The 15,176-nt window shown below is 32.7% G+C and carries 16 protein-coding genes; 6 read left to right on the top strand and 10 right to left on the bottom strand.

Annotation, left to right across the window (positions count from 1 at the left end; translation table 11 throughout):
* Window position 1: 1 nt before the first annotated feature.
* On the bottom strand, window positions 2–1,774 hold the full coding sequence (locus tag H3S74_RS06905; RefSeq protein ID WP_110447559.1) for a DUF3413 domain-containing protein: 1,773 nt from the start codon (window positions 1,772–1,774) through the stop codon (window positions 2–4).
* A 190-nt stretch (window positions 1,775–1,964) separates the two neighbouring features.
* Between H3S74_RS06905 and H3S74_RS06900 the strand changes: the two genes are divergently transcribed.
* The 3 genes from H3S74_RS06900 to H3S74_RS06890 all read left to right on the top strand — a co-directional run bounded on the left by H3S74_RS06900 (window position 1,965) and on the right by H3S74_RS06890 (window position 4,976).
* Window positions 1,965–3,740 carry a Lon protease family protein gene (locus H3S74_RS06900; RefSeq protein ID WP_110447558.1) on the top strand — a complete coding sequence of 592 codons (1,776 nt, stop codon included), beginning with the start codon at window positions 1,965–1,967 and terminating at the stop codon, window positions 3,738–3,740.
* A 138-nt stretch (window positions 3,741–3,878) separates the two neighbouring features.
* Window positions 3,879–4,400, top strand: coding sequence for a bifunctional 3-hydroxydecanoyl-ACP dehydratase/trans-2-decenoyl-ACP isomerase (gene fabA, locus H3S74_RS06895; protein WP_065579250.1), 522 nt, complete (start codon window positions 3,879–3,881; stop codon window positions 4,398–4,400).
* 93 nt (window positions 4,401–4,493) lie between these two features.
* Window positions 4,494–4,976 (top strand): thermonuclease family protein, encoded by a 483-nt coding sequence (locus tag H3S74_RS06890; RefSeq protein WP_110447557.1) that lies wholly within the window; start codon window positions 4,494–4,496, stop codon window positions 4,974–4,976.
* 417 nt (window positions 4,977–5,393) lie between these two features.
* Here H3S74_RS06890 and H3S74_RS06885 read toward each other — a convergent pair whose 3' ends face one another.
* From H3S74_RS06885 to H3S74_RS06865, 5 genes are all read right to left on the bottom strand, one after another.
* Window positions 5,394–5,603, bottom strand: a complete 210-nt coding sequence (locus H3S74_RS06885) for a cold shock domain-containing protein (RefSeq protein WP_065579252.1) — start codon at window positions 5,601–5,603, stop codon at window positions 5,394–5,396.
* A 291-nt stretch (window positions 5,604–5,894) separates the two neighbouring features.
* Window positions 5,895–6,704 (bottom strand): pyrroline-5-carboxylate reductase, encoded by an 810-nt coding sequence (proC, locus tag H3S74_RS06880; RefSeq protein WP_110447556.1) that lies wholly within the window; start codon window positions 6,702–6,704, stop codon window positions 5,895–5,897.
* A gap of 71 nt (window positions 6,705–6,775) precedes the next feature.
* Window positions 6,776–7,330 (bottom strand): hypothetical protein, encoded by a 555-nt coding sequence (locus H3S74_RS06875; protein WP_110447555.1) that lies wholly within the window; start codon window positions 7,328–7,330, stop codon window positions 6,776–6,778.
* A gap of 141 nt (window positions 7,331–7,471) precedes the next feature.
* Window positions 7,472–8,881, bottom strand: a complete 1,410-nt coding sequence (locus H3S74_RS06870; protein ID WP_110447554.1) for a hypothetical protein — start codon at window positions 8,879–8,881, stop codon at window positions 7,472–7,474.
* A gap of 452 nt (window positions 8,882–9,333) precedes the next feature.
* Window positions 9,334–10,278 carry a type IV pilus twitching motility protein PilT gene (locus H3S74_RS06865; RefSeq protein WP_198247548.1) on the bottom strand — a complete coding sequence of 315 codons (945 nt, stop codon included), beginning with the start codon at window positions 10,276–10,278 and terminating at the stop codon, window positions 9,334–9,336.
* A gap of 36 nt (window positions 10,279–10,314) precedes the next feature.
* Here H3S74_RS06865 and H3S74_RS06860 point away from each other — a divergent pair, with 36 nt between their 5' ends.
* Together H3S74_RS06860 and H3S74_RS06855 are read left to right on the top strand one after the other, a co-directional pair.
* Window positions 10,315–11,016, top strand: a complete 702-nt coding sequence (locus H3S74_RS06860) for a YggS family pyridoxal phosphate-dependent enzyme (RefSeq protein ID WP_198247547.1) — start codon at window positions 10,315–10,317, stop codon at window positions 11,014–11,016.
* A gap of 36 nt (window positions 11,017–11,052) precedes the next feature.
* Window positions 11,053–11,610: a YggT family protein gene (locus tag H3S74_RS06855; RefSeq protein WP_086363792.1), complete on the top strand. Its 558-nt coding sequence runs from the start codon at window positions 11,053–11,055 to the stop codon at window positions 11,608–11,610.
* A gap of 27 nt (window positions 11,611–11,637) precedes the next feature.
* On the opposite strand, the gene H3S74_RS06850 is transcribed toward H3S74_RS06855, so the two are convergent.
* From H3S74_RS06850 to corA, 4 genes are all read right to left on the bottom strand, one after another.
* A complete protein-coding gene (locus H3S74_RS06850) occupies window positions 11,638–12,060 on the bottom strand; it encodes a YcgN family cysteine cluster protein (protein ID WP_086363791.1) in 423 nt (140 codons plus the stop codon).
* Complete coding sequence (locus H3S74_RS06845; protein ID WP_255518863.1) at window positions 12,057–12,302, bottom strand: YcgL domain-containing protein; 246 nt, start codon at window positions 12,300–12,302, stop codon at window positions 12,057–12,059. Before H3S74_RS06845 ends, H3S74_RS06850 begins: the two co-directional genes overlap by 4 nt.
* 25 nt (window positions 12,303–12,327) lie before the next feature.
* On the bottom strand, window positions 12,328–13,287 hold the full coding sequence (locus tag H3S74_RS06840) for a glucokinase (RefSeq protein ID WP_198247546.1): 960 nt from the start codon (window positions 13,285–13,287) through the stop codon (window positions 12,328–12,330).
* A 198-nt stretch (window positions 13,288–13,485) separates the two neighbouring features.
* Complete coding sequence (gene corA / locus H3S74_RS06835; protein WP_110447549.1) at window positions 13,486–14,427, bottom strand: magnesium/cobalt transporter CorA; 942 nt, start codon at window positions 14,425–14,427, stop codon at window positions 13,486–13,488.
* 216 nt (window positions 14,428–14,643) lie between these two features.
* Here corA and H3S74_RS06830 point away from each other — a divergent pair, with 216 nt between their 5' ends.
* The gene (locus tag H3S74_RS06830) at window positions 14,644–15,159 is read left to right on the top strand and encodes a single-stranded DNA-binding protein (protein WP_110447548.1); all 516 of its coding nucleotides are present in this window, start codon (window positions 14,644–14,646) and stop codon (window positions 15,157–15,159) included.
* Window positions 15,160–15,176: the final 17 nt, after the last annotated feature.

Genomic DNA, 15,176 nt, shown 5'->3' with positions numbered 1-15,176 from the left:
TTTAATTATCGACAACAATAAAACGGCGATTTTCAGTAACAATTTGTAAGAAGATTGGTAAGCTAATTTTTTCGTCTTTCAATTGCTTACCATTTAAATCATAAATTTTAGACCGTCCATATGCATCAATTACCACTGTTTTATAATCATAAAGCGCAGCAATTTGATTTTCACTGCCTGCTAAAATCCATTCCCGAGTAGACTCATTAAATAAATTTCGCCCCTGACTGTACTGCTGCGCTGGGGTGGTAACTTTAAATGCATCTTGCATTAATGTTCTTAAGATATCGGTTTGTGAGGTAATAGTACTAATTTGTTTTATTTCCCTTCCTGGCCATGAAATAATCAATGGTACTTTTAATACCTCACGATTAAAGCTATTTTCAGTATTACGTTGTACTAATTTTTTGGCTTCATCTATTTTTAGATCATTTGAACCAGTAATGATTATTATCGTGTTCTCATATGCATTAGATAATTTTAAATAAGCAATCAAAGATTCTAAATATTGATCGAGTTTTTTAGCTTCTGCTTCTAATTCAACCATTGGTATTTTTTTATTTTTAGTCGCAAAAGAATATTGAATGACAGAAAATAAAGGCGCATGATTCTCAAGTTTATTTTGTTCGTCATGCCATGCCATCCAATAATCAGTGGTAAGTTTATTAGTTTGTTTTTTACCATTAGGAATTGAGAAATTAGACAATAACGCATAACGGTAAAGTGGTTCAGAAAAACCGTCAGCAGAGAATAAACCGATGTTATAATGCTGTTTTGTTACTGTATCGAATAAAACCGATGTCTTATGACCGGCAAGGATACTATTATAGTAATTAGGATCTAATCCATAAAATAGTGAGAAATTATTTAAATAAGCCTGACTACTAGTAGCATAATGATTAGTAAAATTAGTATTCTGATTAGCAAATTCCTTAAGCCAAGGCATATTGTTCGCCAATAATTGATTATTCCAACCATCAATGTTGATTATTAAAACATTTTTCTTATTTTGTTGTTCATCAAAACTAATTCGAGCGAGTGGATATTCAATAGCAATTGCAAATGGATTACCTTCCTGAATAGTTCTATTTCGGTAATCATTTTCGGCAATAAATCCATAACGCTCCAGAAAGTGGCGAGCAGTTAATGGATAAGAGAGCGGTAAACTTGAACGTTGCATAGTAATTGGGCGATAAAAATTAGCATCGGCCCAAATATGAATTAAATGCGATGAAACAAAACAAAGAATAAAACCAATAACTACTGGTCTAGCATAACGTTTCCGTTTACTTAAGCTACGTAGCTTTTTCCAACTCCATATGGCAAATAATATCTCAATTAAAAGAATAAAAGGAATAAGAATAAAAGCACTATTTAAAAAAGACGTTTTGTCCGAAGTAAATAATTGCCATATAGATAGATTAAGGTGCATTCTGAAATGAGAAAACACTTCAATATCAATCAGAAGTAAACTAATACCTATTGTGGCGATCACAGTAGCAATAATTCGTTGCCAACGCGAAGAGTGAATAAAAAAACTTAATGGAAACAACAAAATCAAATAGGCTATAAAGGTGAGAAAACTAAAATGACCTATAGCACTAATGATTGCATAAAAACGCCCCATAAAAGTTCGAGGCCAATCAGCAATTAACAAATATTGACTACCAAGTACAATAACAACAAAAATATTAAATAGGGTAAACCAATGCCCCCAACTGACTATCTGCGAGGTTTGATCATCTTTGATATGATTATTTTTGAGTTTGAGCATATTTAATTGTTGTTAGTGGTAGTAATCAAGAAAAACTAAACTAAATTTACCCAACAGTTTAACTGATTTTTAAAAATCTTTCTGTAATTTTTTTATTTGTTAGCACAAAGAGATTGGTTATTTGTTGGCGTTATAATCGATACTTGTTATAATTTAATTTAATAATATAGCTAATAGAAAAGACAATACTTTGGCAATCAAACAACTCAACTCTCAAGAAGTCCAACCTGATATAAATTACATTTTAAATAATAACGATATTAAAACAGATTTATTCAGTGATGGATTAACAAATGTACTATCATGGCAACCTCGCGTTGCCGCAGCCGTGTCACTATTGTGTAAAAATAATAATACACATTATCGCTCGCGTTTTATGCTACTAAAAGCTTCTGAAAGCGAACTTTTTTTTGATCTCCTTAAACAATCGGTTAAAGCAAGTTTAACTTCTACAACGCTAGGTTATAGTTATTATTTTAGTGAAAATAAAATCACATTAACGCAAGCGAGAAGTAAACAAGATAATTTTGCTGTTCAAGATAATTGTTTAACAGCAACAGTAGTTGATATTGAAAAACTTTTTGGTTGTGTACGCCAACCAGAAAACAGTCCAATTAAATTACAAGCGGGATTAGTTCACCAAGCTAATGGTGGTGTTTTAATTTTAGGCTTACGTTCTCTGCTTGCTCAACCAATTGTTTGGACTAAATTAAAACAAATGGTTATGTCGCAAACCTTTGAATGGTTTTCAGCAGATGATTCGCACCCATTACCATTATCGATTCCTGCCATGCCGTTAGATCTACGTATCATCTTAGTTGGTGATAGATTATCTTTAGCAGAATTACAGGAATTTGAACCTGAATTTTATTCATCATCTATTTATGCTGAATTTGAAAGTGAATTAAAAATAACTGAATCTGCCCAAATCAATGATTGGATGAATTATTTACAATTTATTAGTCGCAAACTAGCATTATCAACAATTGAAAAAACAGCTTTTGCTAAAATTTACAAGCATGCAACAAGATATACCGGTGATCAATATTACCTACCGCTCAGCATTGAGTGGATTCAATCACTATTACTAAATTCATCTTATTTTGTACAAAATGAGAATATTGATGAATTAGCAGTCAGCAAAGCTTTAGAACAGAAAGCATGGCGAGAAAATTATTTAACCGAGCGATTCCATGATGAGTTCTTTACCAATCAAATCATGATTGATACTAAGTCGCAAGTGGTTGGCCAGATTAATGGATTATCGGTTATCGAGTACCCGGGCTATCCTAAAGCCATTGGCGAACCAACACGTTTAAGCTGTTTAGTTCATTTTGGTGACGGTGAATTGATTGATATTGAACGTAAAACCGATCTTGCAGGTAATATTCATTCTAAAGGAATGATGATTATGCAAGCATTTGTTATGTCGGAGTTTGCAATTAATCATCAACTGCCATTTTCTACATCTTTGGTGTTTGAACAATCATATAGTGAGATTGATGGCGATAGCGCCTCGCTTGCAGGTCTTTGCGCCCTTATTAGTGCACTGTCTAATCAACCTATCGATCAACAATTAGCTGTCACAGGTTCAGTTGATCAATTTGGTCATGTTCAATCAATTGGTGGCGTAAATGAAAAAATCGAAGGCTTTTTTGCTGTTTGTCAGCATCAAGGTTTAACTGGTCAACAGGGTGTAATCATTCCTGCTAGCAATCAACGTCATTTGAGTCTAAGTGATGAAGTTATTGATGCCATTAATAATAATAAATTTTCAATTTGGGCTGTCGAACATGTCGCAGATGCACTCTATTTATTAACCGGTATTCCTTTTAAAGATGAAAACAAAATTAGTCTTTATAAATTGATTCATGCGCGTATGCAATCAATGTTAGTTCAAGAGAGAAAACACGATAGTTGGTTTGGTCGCTGGAAAAAAATTGCAAAAAGTAACAATACACAATAAACTGAGACCAAAATTCCATTGATGGAATCAAAAGATAATAATGTAAAACTTTACAGCTTATAATAGTTATTTGTTTTATATTAAATATATGCTTTTATAAGCAATCAGGTAATGACAACAAAATAAAAGGTTTTTTTTATGACATTTGAACGTAAATCTTCGTATGATAAAGCAGATTTGATTAAATCAGGCAATAGTGAATTATTTGGTCATGATGGACCGCCATTACCTTCTGATTTAATGCTAATGATGGATCGTGTCATCGAAATGAACGAAGACGGTGGTAGTTTTGGTAAAGGCTATGTTGAAGCTGAATTAGATATTAACCCTGATTTATGGTTTTTTAAATGTCATTTCAAAAATGATCCAGTAATGCCTGGTTGTCTTGGCCTTGATGCATTATGGCAATTAGTTGGATTTTATCTAGGCTGGATCGGTGGTAAAGGTAAAGGTCGAGCACTTGGTGTTGGTGAATTAAAATTAAAAGGCCAAATATTACCTCATAATAAAAAAGTTACTTATAAAATTAATTTTAAACGCGTTATTAACCGTAAATTAATTATGGGTATCGGTGATGGCGAAGTTTATGTTGATGGTAAATTAATTTACGAAGCAACTGATCTTAAAGTTGGATTATTCAAAGATACTTCTGAATTTTAATTTCTGAAAATAGAACTCCTTGTTTAGTGTCAGTGATTAACTGAATATTAGCAGGGAGTATTTTTTTATTTGCTATTCTAAAGCTGGCCTATAATGTATTTTCTTCGCAAATTTTTACTCTCAATTGCATTATTCTTAACTGTAATTAGCCAAGTTCACGCTGATTTCAATGGTAAAGTGATTAAAGTTATTGATGGTGATACTGTAGATATACTCACCCCGAAAAAACAAAAAATTCGCGTTCGTTTGCTTGATATTGATGCACCAGAAAGCCAACAAGCATATGGTAAGGCTTCAAGAAAATACTTAGCCTCATTAATTGCCGGAAAAAATGTTTTTGTTCAAGAAAGTAATAAAGATATCTATCAACGTACATTAGGAACCATATACCTAGAACAAATCAATATTAACGCCAAAATGGTAGCAAATGGTTTTGCGTGGGCTTATCGCTATAAAGGCGTCGTCAATAATAACAATATGCTGAAACTTGAGTCAAAAGCCAAACAAAATAAAAAAGGGTTATGGAAAGATAAACGTCCGATAGCGCCATGGGAATTTCGTTATCGTAATAAATAATTTTAAATTTTTTTGCTAATAGCTTCCAATAGTTGCAATGTTTCTTCTAATTGCTAATAACCTTCTTCTTGACTCTCAACTAACTTCGTCGAAATACATTGTTTAACTGATTCTAAATTTAACTTATTCAAAGCCATTTGTCGGTAATTAACTTTATCATCAGATACTATACACTTAATCAAAATAAGTTTTACAATTTTCAATTAATTCATCCATACAGAGCGAAGAGAAACGAAACAAAGTCAAAAATAGGACTTATTTTTTTAGAATTTTTATTTCTAAATTAATAATTTTATAAAAATAAAATTTTATTTATGTTCTAGGGATAATCTAAGAATAAAGAATGGAATAAGGCAAGTTCTATAGTAGAAGAGAATCTTACCAGTAAAAATATTACTGGTAAGATTAAACAATCAGTTAGATGATTGTAACATCTGCAGCAGCTGGACCACGAGCACTATCTTGGATAGAAAATTCTACTTGTTGACCTTCGCCTAGAGTTTTAAAACCATCACCAGAAATTGCAGAGAAGTGAACAAACACATCTTTACTTCCGTCTGAAGGAGAAATAAAACCGAAACCTTTACTTTCATTGAACCATTTAACTTGACCAGTTTTTTTAGACATAATAATCTTCCTATAAATAAATTAATCTCTACCATAAAAGGCAATACTTAAAAACATAAAACCTAGACTACTTATTAACAAAGAGAAGACAAGACTGAAGAAAACTAATACAAACGTGATTAAAGTAAACTACAAACTGCATAAATCTAAATGTTACAAAATAAATCTGCATGTAATATGCTGGTGACTATTAACTCATAAAAAGATGATCAATACAAGCAATGTTTTTATTAATTTGCAAATATTCTTAACATGATTAGTAACCAATTGTTATTAATCATGTTAATTTTTTTATTTTTCTGCTAATTCTTTAGATTTTTTAATAGCAGCATCTACAGCCTCAATTATGGCAGATCTAAACCCTTTTGCCTCTAGCATTTGTACACCTTCAATTGTCGTACCGGCGGGTGAACAAACCATATCCTTTAACTCACCAGGATGCTTACCTGTTTCAAGTAGCAATTTTGCCGAGCCCAATACCGCCTGCGCGGCAAATTTATACGCTTGTTTTCTAGATAAACCACCTTTAACCGCTCCATCGGCAAGCGCTTCAATAAACATAAATACGAAAGCTGGTGAGGAACCACTCGCTCCCACTACGGCATCAATTAAATACTCAGGTACGACTTCTGTTTCACCGATACAATTTAATAATTTCTGCACAACAGCTAATTCTTCATCTGTAACTTCGGTATTAGGTGTTATTGAACACATTGCGGCATTGACTAATGCTGGAGTATTTGGCATTACTCTCACTATTTTTTGCTCATAACCAACACATTTCGCTATAGTTTTAATTGTTACACCAGCGGCAATGGAGATAACAATAGTATTCTTTTTTAATTCTTTTTGAATATCACTTAATACATCAGCAATAATGTTGGGTTTGACGGCTACAAACACAATATCCGATTCTCGTGCCACATCCCTTGCCGAAGTCAAGTTATTAATTGAATAAGACTGATTTAATGCTTGGCCTTTTTCAAGGTGAGGATCATAAACATAAATTTGCGTGCCAGGTACAATATTACTTACCAAAATACCCTGTAAAATAGCATTCCCCATATTACCTATACCGATAAAACCTATACGCTGTTCCATTTATTTACACCTCTATCAAAAAAGTCAGTTGGATAATTATAGTACATTTTTCAATAAATACTCAAAGTTTGCTATTTAGTTTTACCCGATAAATGTTTTTGAGAAAATGATCTAATATTTAATGCTAGCTCCGATAAAAAGTTATGATCAAAATTGGTTGGATACTTACCCTCTTTTCGCTTTAATAAATATACTATTTGTTCCGATGTTAATCTAAAGTTTTCACTTAATAACTCTATCCTATTGATTTTATGATTATTATATACGTTCTCATATTGAGAATATTGGCTATCTTTTACCATTTTAGCTTTTGCCTGATGAATATGATATAAACGCCAGTCTTGATAACAACTCATATCAAACTTTTTCGATAAAATATATCCCCAGTCAGTCTTTTTTACATCAGGAAAACGGTTTAAAACGCTATCTATTGGAAGCCCACAACTAATAATAAATTGGTTATTCATTTTTTTAATTTGTTTGACTTGTAATTTTAGTTTATGCTTTAGTAAATGGGTCACTATATACGCTGACTGATTATACATTCGACAAAATAGCCCACTATCCTTGATAAAGTATATTGCTAAAGATTGTTCTGTTAATTTAATTTTATCTTCAATATTCATTACTCATTATTTTCACTGTATATTTTTTAAGTAGATGACATGACGAACCTTACCGTGCTATGCACAATAAGGTTCGTTATGCATTTGTTACTAAATTCAACGCTTGGTGTGCTACGCACTACAAGCTTACTAACTGATATACTAATATGCATTTACACATGCAACTCTGACATTTGTATAAGTAGCAGGATAGGTATGAACAATACCACTACCGCCACCTAAATCACTTGGATCGACATAATATGGATTTCCATCAACATATACATCACTACTCCAATAGCCATGCCAATAAAGCCAATCACTATCTATATATTCACCTTCATCAGTATAAGTCATCCCCCATTCGTTAAAAATGCCACCAACCCATTGTGATTGAGTATTTTTATAACTAATGCGTCGTTGATATTCAAAATGATTAAAGTTAGGTATCCCTTCATGCCAGTCTGCACTATTACCATTGCTATAATCTCGAACACTAGGCAATCGATAGGCGCCTAACTGCTGACAATAAATTTTAGCAGTCTCAAAGGTTGTATTGACATCCCCTTTTTCTCTTGGTCCTTCAGAATTAGCGATATACCAACGAGATAGATTAAAACTATACAATAGCTGTTTTTTTGCATTATCGGCATAAATTTTAAATAATGATGGTGAAAATATTTTAGATGCCGATTTATGATTAGGGCCAAGTAATTTAATATTTAGTACATTATTACTTTTAGGTGTTAATAATAAAGAAACGCCATTTCCTGATATCGGCGAAATAGTTGTACCATTAACTAATATCACTTGTTGAGAAGTTACTCCCTCAAGTAATAGTTCAAAATCTAAACCATGTGAACCTGTAGTCGGAAAATTGCTATCAGGAATTCCAATATTTTGTCGTTTGAAACCTTTATTTGCATCCCATTGTTCAGGAGGACCTAAAAAAACTCCTGTACCATTTAAAATACTTGGTTTTGCATAACATGCTTTTGGTGAATTTGTAGAAATATAATAACTATGGCTACCTCCGATAAAAGTACCTTGATTAGGAATACCATAATTAGTAACTAAAATTCCATCATCTACGGTAATTGTTAATTTATAAGGAGATTTACAAGCATCTAAATCACTATTTGGGTTTGATTTGACAAACTCAGTTATATCCTCACCTAATGAGTTCTGCCATTTCACATTTAAATTGCCAGTAATAATATTCAATTCATCTCCATCATTATCCGCCCAAAAATTATTGGTGAATATTACATTAGACAACCCCACTGATGGGTATTTATCATGGGGCAAATAAGTATTAATATCGCTGAATATTGGAGAAACTTTATCTATAAATATAGGATTTGATGGTGTTGATCTATCTTCTGCAGAATTTATTACCTTATCCTCTGGTAATGTTATTGATATTAATGGCAAGACAGAATCCGTAGCGGTATCCCCTCCATCAAAACTAATATAAGGGCTACTACCATGTACCACATTAACAGTGTGAGAAGTCAAAGCAAATACAGCATCTATAGTTAATGAACTAAAAGATAATACAATAAATAACACAATTAAAAATTTTCGCTTATTAATAGTTCTTTTTTGAAATGTAAAACAAAATGTATAAATTTTGTTGCTTAATAAGCTAGATAATAAAAAACAGATGCTAGAATTAAATATAGAAAATAAACAATTATTAAATTTTGGAACTATCTTTTTTTGTAAAAATTGCAGGAATTCGATTAGAATTCTATAAAAAGAACAAGAAACTAAATTCGATGATGGATCATTAATGGCTGGCTGGCTGGCTGGCTGGCTGGCTGGCTGGCTGGCTGGCTGGCTGGCTGGCTGGCTGGCTGGCCTCTAAACAACTGTATTTTAACATATTTTCAGTCCTTTGTCATAATGTTAATTTTACGACTTGATCAAATTTTCATAATATAATCAAGTCTAAATTATAATTAAATTTGCAAAATCTGGCAAACTCAATTTGTTAATTTTTTTTAAGATTCTTAAAGTTATTATTTTTCTTCACTCATCACTTTCATTCCACTTTTTTGACCAGTCTGCATTAATGACAATATTTGCTTTATTTTTCCTTCACTAATTAAATTACTCACTGCAGGTGTATTGATAAGTACTTCAAATATCGCTTTACGAGTATCATTATATGAGATTAGTTTTTGACAGATAATTGCTTGTAAACTACTAGACAATTGTGTTCGAATTAACTCACGTGATCCGTATTCAAATACATCAATTATTCGATTAATCGTTTGAATTGCTGAATTAGTATGTAGAGTAGCAAAAACTAAATGCCCAGTTTCGGCAGCAGTTAATGCGGCTTGAATAGTGATTTTATTACGTAATTCACCTAACATAATAATATCCGGATCTTGTCTTAATAAGCTATCAATAGCTTCACCAAAATGTGAGATTTCTCTTTGCTGGATTAGAGATTTTTCATTTTGATAAATAAACTCAATAGGATCTTCTAATGTGATAATATGTTTAGCTGCAACCTGATTAATATATTGAATTAAAGACGCTAATGTTGTTGATTTCCCACTACCAGTTGCACCAGTAACTAAAATAATTCCTGATTCTACATTTACCAGTTTTTTCAATATTTCTGGTGCCTCAATTTCACATAAAGTTGGGATTTGTTGGTTAATAATTCTAAATGCAGCTGAAATTCCACGTTGTTGATAGAAAATATTTACCCTAAATCTTCCCACATTCTTAAGATAATAAGCAAAATCAATCTGTTGATTTTGTTGTAAAGTTACTTTTTGCTCATCATCAAGTAGATTTAATAACTCAATTTTTAGCTTAATTGGTGATAATTTATCACTTGAGATAAATTTCAATTTTCCATTAATGCGAATGCACGGAGCTTCACCACTAGAAAGATGCAAATCAGAGGCTTTTTGCGTTAAACTAAAGGCCAACATTGAATTTAACATTATTTTTAATTAACCATTCTTTTATTGGGAATTCACATGAACACAGTACATGACAATTTAATAACAATTAAAAACAAAATTAACAAAATTGCTTTAGATTGCGATAGAGATCCCAAGTCAATCGAACTCATTGCAGTTAGTAAAACCAAACCTGTAGAATTAATCTCACAAGCGATAAATGCTGGTCAATTATCATTTGGGGAAAATTATGTTCAAGAAGGTGTTGAGAAGATTGCACACTTTAAACATTGTATGCCTGATATCCCTGTTGTCTGGCATTTTATCGGCCCATTACAATCGAACAAAACTAAATTAGTGGCTGAAAATTTTGATTGGATGCATACCATTGATCGTTTCAAAATTGCCCAACGTCTTGATTCACAACGCCCAACAAATATGGACAAATTAAATGTCCTTATTCAGGTAAATATTAGCAATGAACAGACCAAATCCGGCGTTGCAATAGATGAGGTAGCTGATTTGATAAAACAAATTATTACATTACCTAATTTAAGACTACGTGGTTTAATGGCTATCCCTGAAATTGAAAATGATTTTGCGAAACAATTTGCTGTGTTTAAACAAATGAATCAGCTTTTGAGTTCTTTAAAAACTGATTATCCATTTTTAGATACATTATCTATGGGGATGTCTGGTGATATGCACGCTGCTATTGAGGCTGGAAGTACAATGGTTCGTATTGGCAGTGCAATTTTTGGTGCCAGACAATATGTATGATATATTGCTGAGCAAGTTATATTTTAGGAGTAATCAATGATATCGTTAATCTTCTTAGGAAGAGCTGTTTTAACTATTTGCTTATACGTCGTTATTCTACGGTTGTGGATGCAACAGGCAAGAGTCAACTTTTATAACCCATTTACCCAATTTATTGTGCGTATTACCCAACCGGTAATTGGTCCATTACGTAGATTAATGCCATCTATCAGACGTATTGATACAGCAACTTGGCTCATTTTTTATCTGTTTGCATTACTTAAAGTTATGTTTATTTATCGTTTCGAGGGCATAGATGCACCGATTTGGAGCCCTTATTATCTTTTATTTGCTTTAGCTGCCATGGTGCATGCTTTTGGTCATTTATTATTTTGGTTATTATTTTTTAGAGCTATCTTAAGTTGGGTTAGTCGTGGTCAATCAGTCGCAGATGAATTACTTGCTCAATTGACAGAACCATTAGTTGCGCCAATTCGCCGGATTATTCCACCAATTGGCATGATTGATCTTTCATTTATGGTTGTTGTGTTTATATTGATGTTTTTGAATTTATTAGCAATCGATTTTCTCGGTAATTTGTGGCTAGCATTCTAAAAAATAAAAGAGAGCCTATGCTCTCTTTTAAATAATATGATCTTCCCAAAAAATAACATCCTTTTCATAAACAATTCTATTTTTAACTGATATTTTTAACTTATGCATTAATTTTTTATTACCGACAATCAGCGGATGCCATTCTGGTAATACTCCTGTTTCGGAAAAATAACGGTAAGTACAAGTTTCTGGTAACCATTCAATAGTCAGTAAATTTTCCCGTGTTAATTTTATACAATCAGGCTCATAATCAAAACGGGTATGATAATGCTTACATTGACAAGTATTTGAATCAAGCAAATTACAGGCAACATTAGTATATAGGATTTCGTCAGTATCTTCGTCCATTAATTTATTTAGACAGCACTGGCCACATCCATCACAAAGTTGTTCCCATTCATCATCACTCATCTGATCTAAGGTTTTATGTTCCCAAAAAGGTTCAATCATACTTTAAAATCATCTTCATTTAACATTTGTAAAAAAAATCCATCCTCTTTGATCTTTTCTTCAATTTCATTTGCTGTTCCAACAACAAAACGCCTTTTACCATCAAGCAATACTTTCATAACAAAGACAGGCGCACCAAAAATTGACATTATCTTTTCTGGTATATGTGAAAAATCATTTTCACGTTCCATATATAAATAACAGTTTTCTTTTTTGCTACTTCTATAGATATAACACCACATCATAAAATTACATCTTACCTCTCAATTATTTCAGGCTATTTTGTAAATAAGCACCAGCACCAAATAATCCCGGATCTTTATGCGTTATGACATAAACAGGAATTTTTTTAACTAAAAAAGACATACGACCTTTGTGTTCAAATGCTTCTCTAAATGGCGATGATTTAAAAAATTCGATGAATCGGGGAACAATGCCACCCGCAATATACACACCGCCTTGAGTATTCAGAGTTAAGGCCAAATTGCCACCAAATCGTCCCATAAAAGTACAGAAATAATTTAACGTAGCTAAGCAAAGCGGACAATGATTAGACAATGCTTTATTAACGATTATATCTGGAGTGATATTTTCAATCGGTTGATTATTGATTTGTAACAATGCTTGATAAATATTAACAATACCATTACCAGATAGAAATCTTTCTGAAGACACCCGACCAAATTTGTTACGTAACTGTTGTAAAATTCGATCTTCTTCTTTATTAATCATTGGTAATTCAGTGTGCCCACCTTCACCGGATAAACTAAGCCAATGTTCGTTTAATTTAATTAAATGTGAAACGCCTAAGCCCGTTCCTGCACCATAGATTGCTATTGGATAATTAAGATTAGCTTCACCACCACCAACTTTTACCACATCATTTGATGATAATCGAGGGATGGAATACGACACTGCAGTAAAATCATTGATAACTTCAAGCTTAGTTAAACTCAATTCTCTAATCAGTTCAGAGCGAGAAAATGACAAATTATTATTCGTCATTTCAATTAAATCACCCTCATTAATTGGACATGCTATAGCAATACAAGCCATCTCAATAGTTACAGATTGTGATGCTAAATAAGTCTTAATCAGATTAAGCAATACATCATCTTTTGAAATGAGGATTTTAGTTATCGCTGATAATTCATTACTATCTAAATTATAAAGTGCAAATCGGGCATTGGTTCCACCAATATCAGTAACTAGTGCATATTTACTCATGTGATTCCCTTTTAAAAATAAAATCTTTCTAGATAACCATTAATTTAATCAATTCAATTAATGCTATAACATAATGAGTAATATTATGGACTATTTAGATTGATTTAACTAGATTGCTTTAACTGAATTCACTAATGGAATTATTGCCGCTAATAAAATATTAGCGGCTAATATTTGAAATTTGGAGGAAATAACCAACTATAACCACTTTTTAACTTTAAAGTAAATGTAAGGGGCAACACCTGCTAGCAACATCAATAATAAGGATAAAGGATAGCCATATTCCCACTTCAATTCAGGCATGTTTTCAAAGTTCATTCCATAAGCCGATGCAACCACAGTTGGGGGTAGGAATACAACCGAAACAACTGAGAAAATTTTAATTATTCGGCTTTGCTCAATATTGATAAAACTGGTAGCCGCTTGCATCAAAAAGTTTACTTTTTGGAACAAAGATTCATTATGAGGTACCAATGATTCAATATCTCGTATTACCTCTCGTGCTTGCTCTAACTGATCTGTAGGCATCTTTGCTCGGCGCACTAAATAGTTAACCGCACGTTGACTATCCATCAAACAAAGCCGTACTTTCCACGCAGTATCTTCTAGTTCTGCTAAAGATGTAATAGCCTCATCATAATGTTCTTGAGCTGAGCGATCCATAATAATTAAGCTTAACTCTTCAAGCTCACTATAAATATTTTCAATCTGATCAGCTAATTGCTCAACTTTAACTTCAAATAAATCCAATAACACTTCGTATGGATTACCATCATTCATGCCTTGATAACGTGAACGCATTCGGTACAGACGGAAAGCTGGTAAATCACGTTCACGTAATGTAAACAAGCGACCATTGTGTACCGTAAATGCAACTGTTGAGTTACCGGCTCGGTCTTCCGCATCTTCATAAAAGAAGAACGAGTGAACATGTAGTCCTTCATTATCTTCGAAAAAACGGGCTGATGCCTCAATATCATCAAGTTCAATACTTGTCGCTAGATTTTGGCCTAAATTAGTCAAAATCACTTCACGATCAGCTTCTTCTGGTTCAATTAAGTCAATCCAGATCGCATTTTTAATATCGCCTTCATTAATTTTTACTAATTGTTTGTTTTTTAATCCAAACGCATTAATCATAAGGCCTCCAAGAGAAAAAATATTTAAGATATAACATCTACAAATGGCAGGCATTATACTCGTTATAGTAAAAAATTCCTATGATAAAGCGAATCTTTCTGTATTTTAAAATTTTGGATACTTAATTCCAAATTTAAATTAAATTCGGTGATGTTAATTAAGTCTCATGATACAATAATACATATCAGATATTTATGTAATTGTTAGGAGTGTATAATGGCAAACCGAGGTATTAATAAAGTCATTTTAGTAGGTAATTTAGGTCAGGATCCAGAAATTCGTTACATGCCAAACGGTAACGCTGTCGCAAATTTTAGTGTTGCCACATCAGAATCTTGGAAAGATAAACAAACTGGTGAAAACAGAGATCGTACCGAATGGCATCGCGTTGTTGTATTTGGTAAATTAGCTGAAATTGCTGGCGAATATGTCAAAAAAGGTACTCAAGTTTACTTAGAAGGACAATTACAAACACGTAAATGGCAAGACCAAGCTGGTAATGATCGTTATACTACTGAAGTAGTGATCAATGCTGTAGGTGGCACATTACAGATTTTAGGCTCTCGATCTGGTGATAGTTTTAATGATGGCTCACAAAACTGGGGACAAAGTGCTAATAATACTTCGTCTGCTCCTAGTACACCTCGTTCTTCAACAGCAAATGAACCAGCAGCTAGTCAACCAACTATGCCTGAACCACCAATGGACTTCGATGACGATATTCCATTTTAATGGTTATTTATTCAATT

The sequence above is a fragment of the Gilliamella sp. W8126 genome, from assembly GCF_016102185.1.
Taxonomy (GTDB): Bacteria; Pseudomonadota; Gammaproteobacteria; order Enterobacterales; family Orbaceae; genus Gilliamella; species Gilliamella apis_A.
The sequence above is the reverse complement of the archived record's forward strand: the minus strand, read 5'-3'. Positions and strand labels throughout refer to the sequence as shown.

Excerpts from the sequence above, each read along its gene's own strand:
- H3S74_RS06905 (WP_110447559.1), bottom strand. The coding sequence starts at position 1,774 with ATGCTCAAACTCAAAAATAATCATATCAAAGATGATCAAACCTCGCAG.
- fabA (WP_065579250.1), top strand. The coding sequence starts at position 3,879 with ATGACATTTGAACGTAAATCTTCGTATGATAAAGCAGATTTGATTAAA.
- H3S74_RS06890 (WP_110447557.1), top strand. The coding sequence starts at position 4,494 with ATGTATTTTCTTCGCAAATTTTTACTCTCAATTGCATTATTCTTAACT.
- H3S74_RS06885 (WP_065579252.1), bottom strand. The coding sequence starts at position 5,603 with ATGTCTAAAAAAACTGGTCAAGTTAAATGGTTCAATGAAAGTAAAGGT.
- proC (WP_110447556.1), bottom strand. The coding sequence starts at position 6,704 with ATGGAACAGCGTATAGGTTTTATCGGTATAGGTAATATGGGGAATGCT.
- H3S74_RS06875 (WP_110447555.1), bottom strand. The coding sequence starts at position 7,330 with ATGAATATTGAAGATAAAATTAAATTAACAGAACAATCTTTAGCAATA.
- H3S74_RS06865 (WP_198247548.1), bottom strand. The coding sequence starts at position 10,278 with ATGTTAAATTCAATGTTGGCCTTTAGTTTAACGCAAAAAGCCTCTGAT.
- H3S74_RS06860 (WP_198247547.1), top strand. The coding sequence starts at position 10,315 with ATGAACACAGTACATGACAATTTAATAACAATTAAAAACAAAATTAAC.
- H3S74_RS06855 (WP_086363792.1), top strand. The coding sequence starts at position 11,053 with ATGATATCGTTAATCTTCTTAGGAAGAGCTGTTTTAACTATTTGCTTA.
- H3S74_RS06850 (WP_086363791.1), bottom strand. The coding sequence starts at position 12,060 with ATGATTGAACCTTTTTGGGAACATAAAACCTTAGATCAGATGAGTGAT.
- H3S74_RS06845 (WP_255518863.1), bottom strand. The coding sequence starts at position 12,302 with ATGTGGTGTTATATCTATAGAAGTAGCAAAAAAGAAAACTGTTATTTA.
- H3S74_RS06840 (WP_198247546.1), bottom strand. The coding sequence starts at position 13,287 with ATGAGTAAATATGCACTAGTTACTGATATTGGTGGAACCAATGCCCGA.
- corA (WP_110447549.1), bottom strand. The coding sequence starts at position 14,427 with ATGATTAATGCGTTTGGATTAAAAAACAAACAATTAGTAAAAATTAAT.
- H3S74_RS06830 (WP_110447548.1), top strand. The coding sequence starts at position 14,644 with ATGGCAAACCGAGGTATTAATAAAGTCATTTTAGTAGGTAATTTAGGT.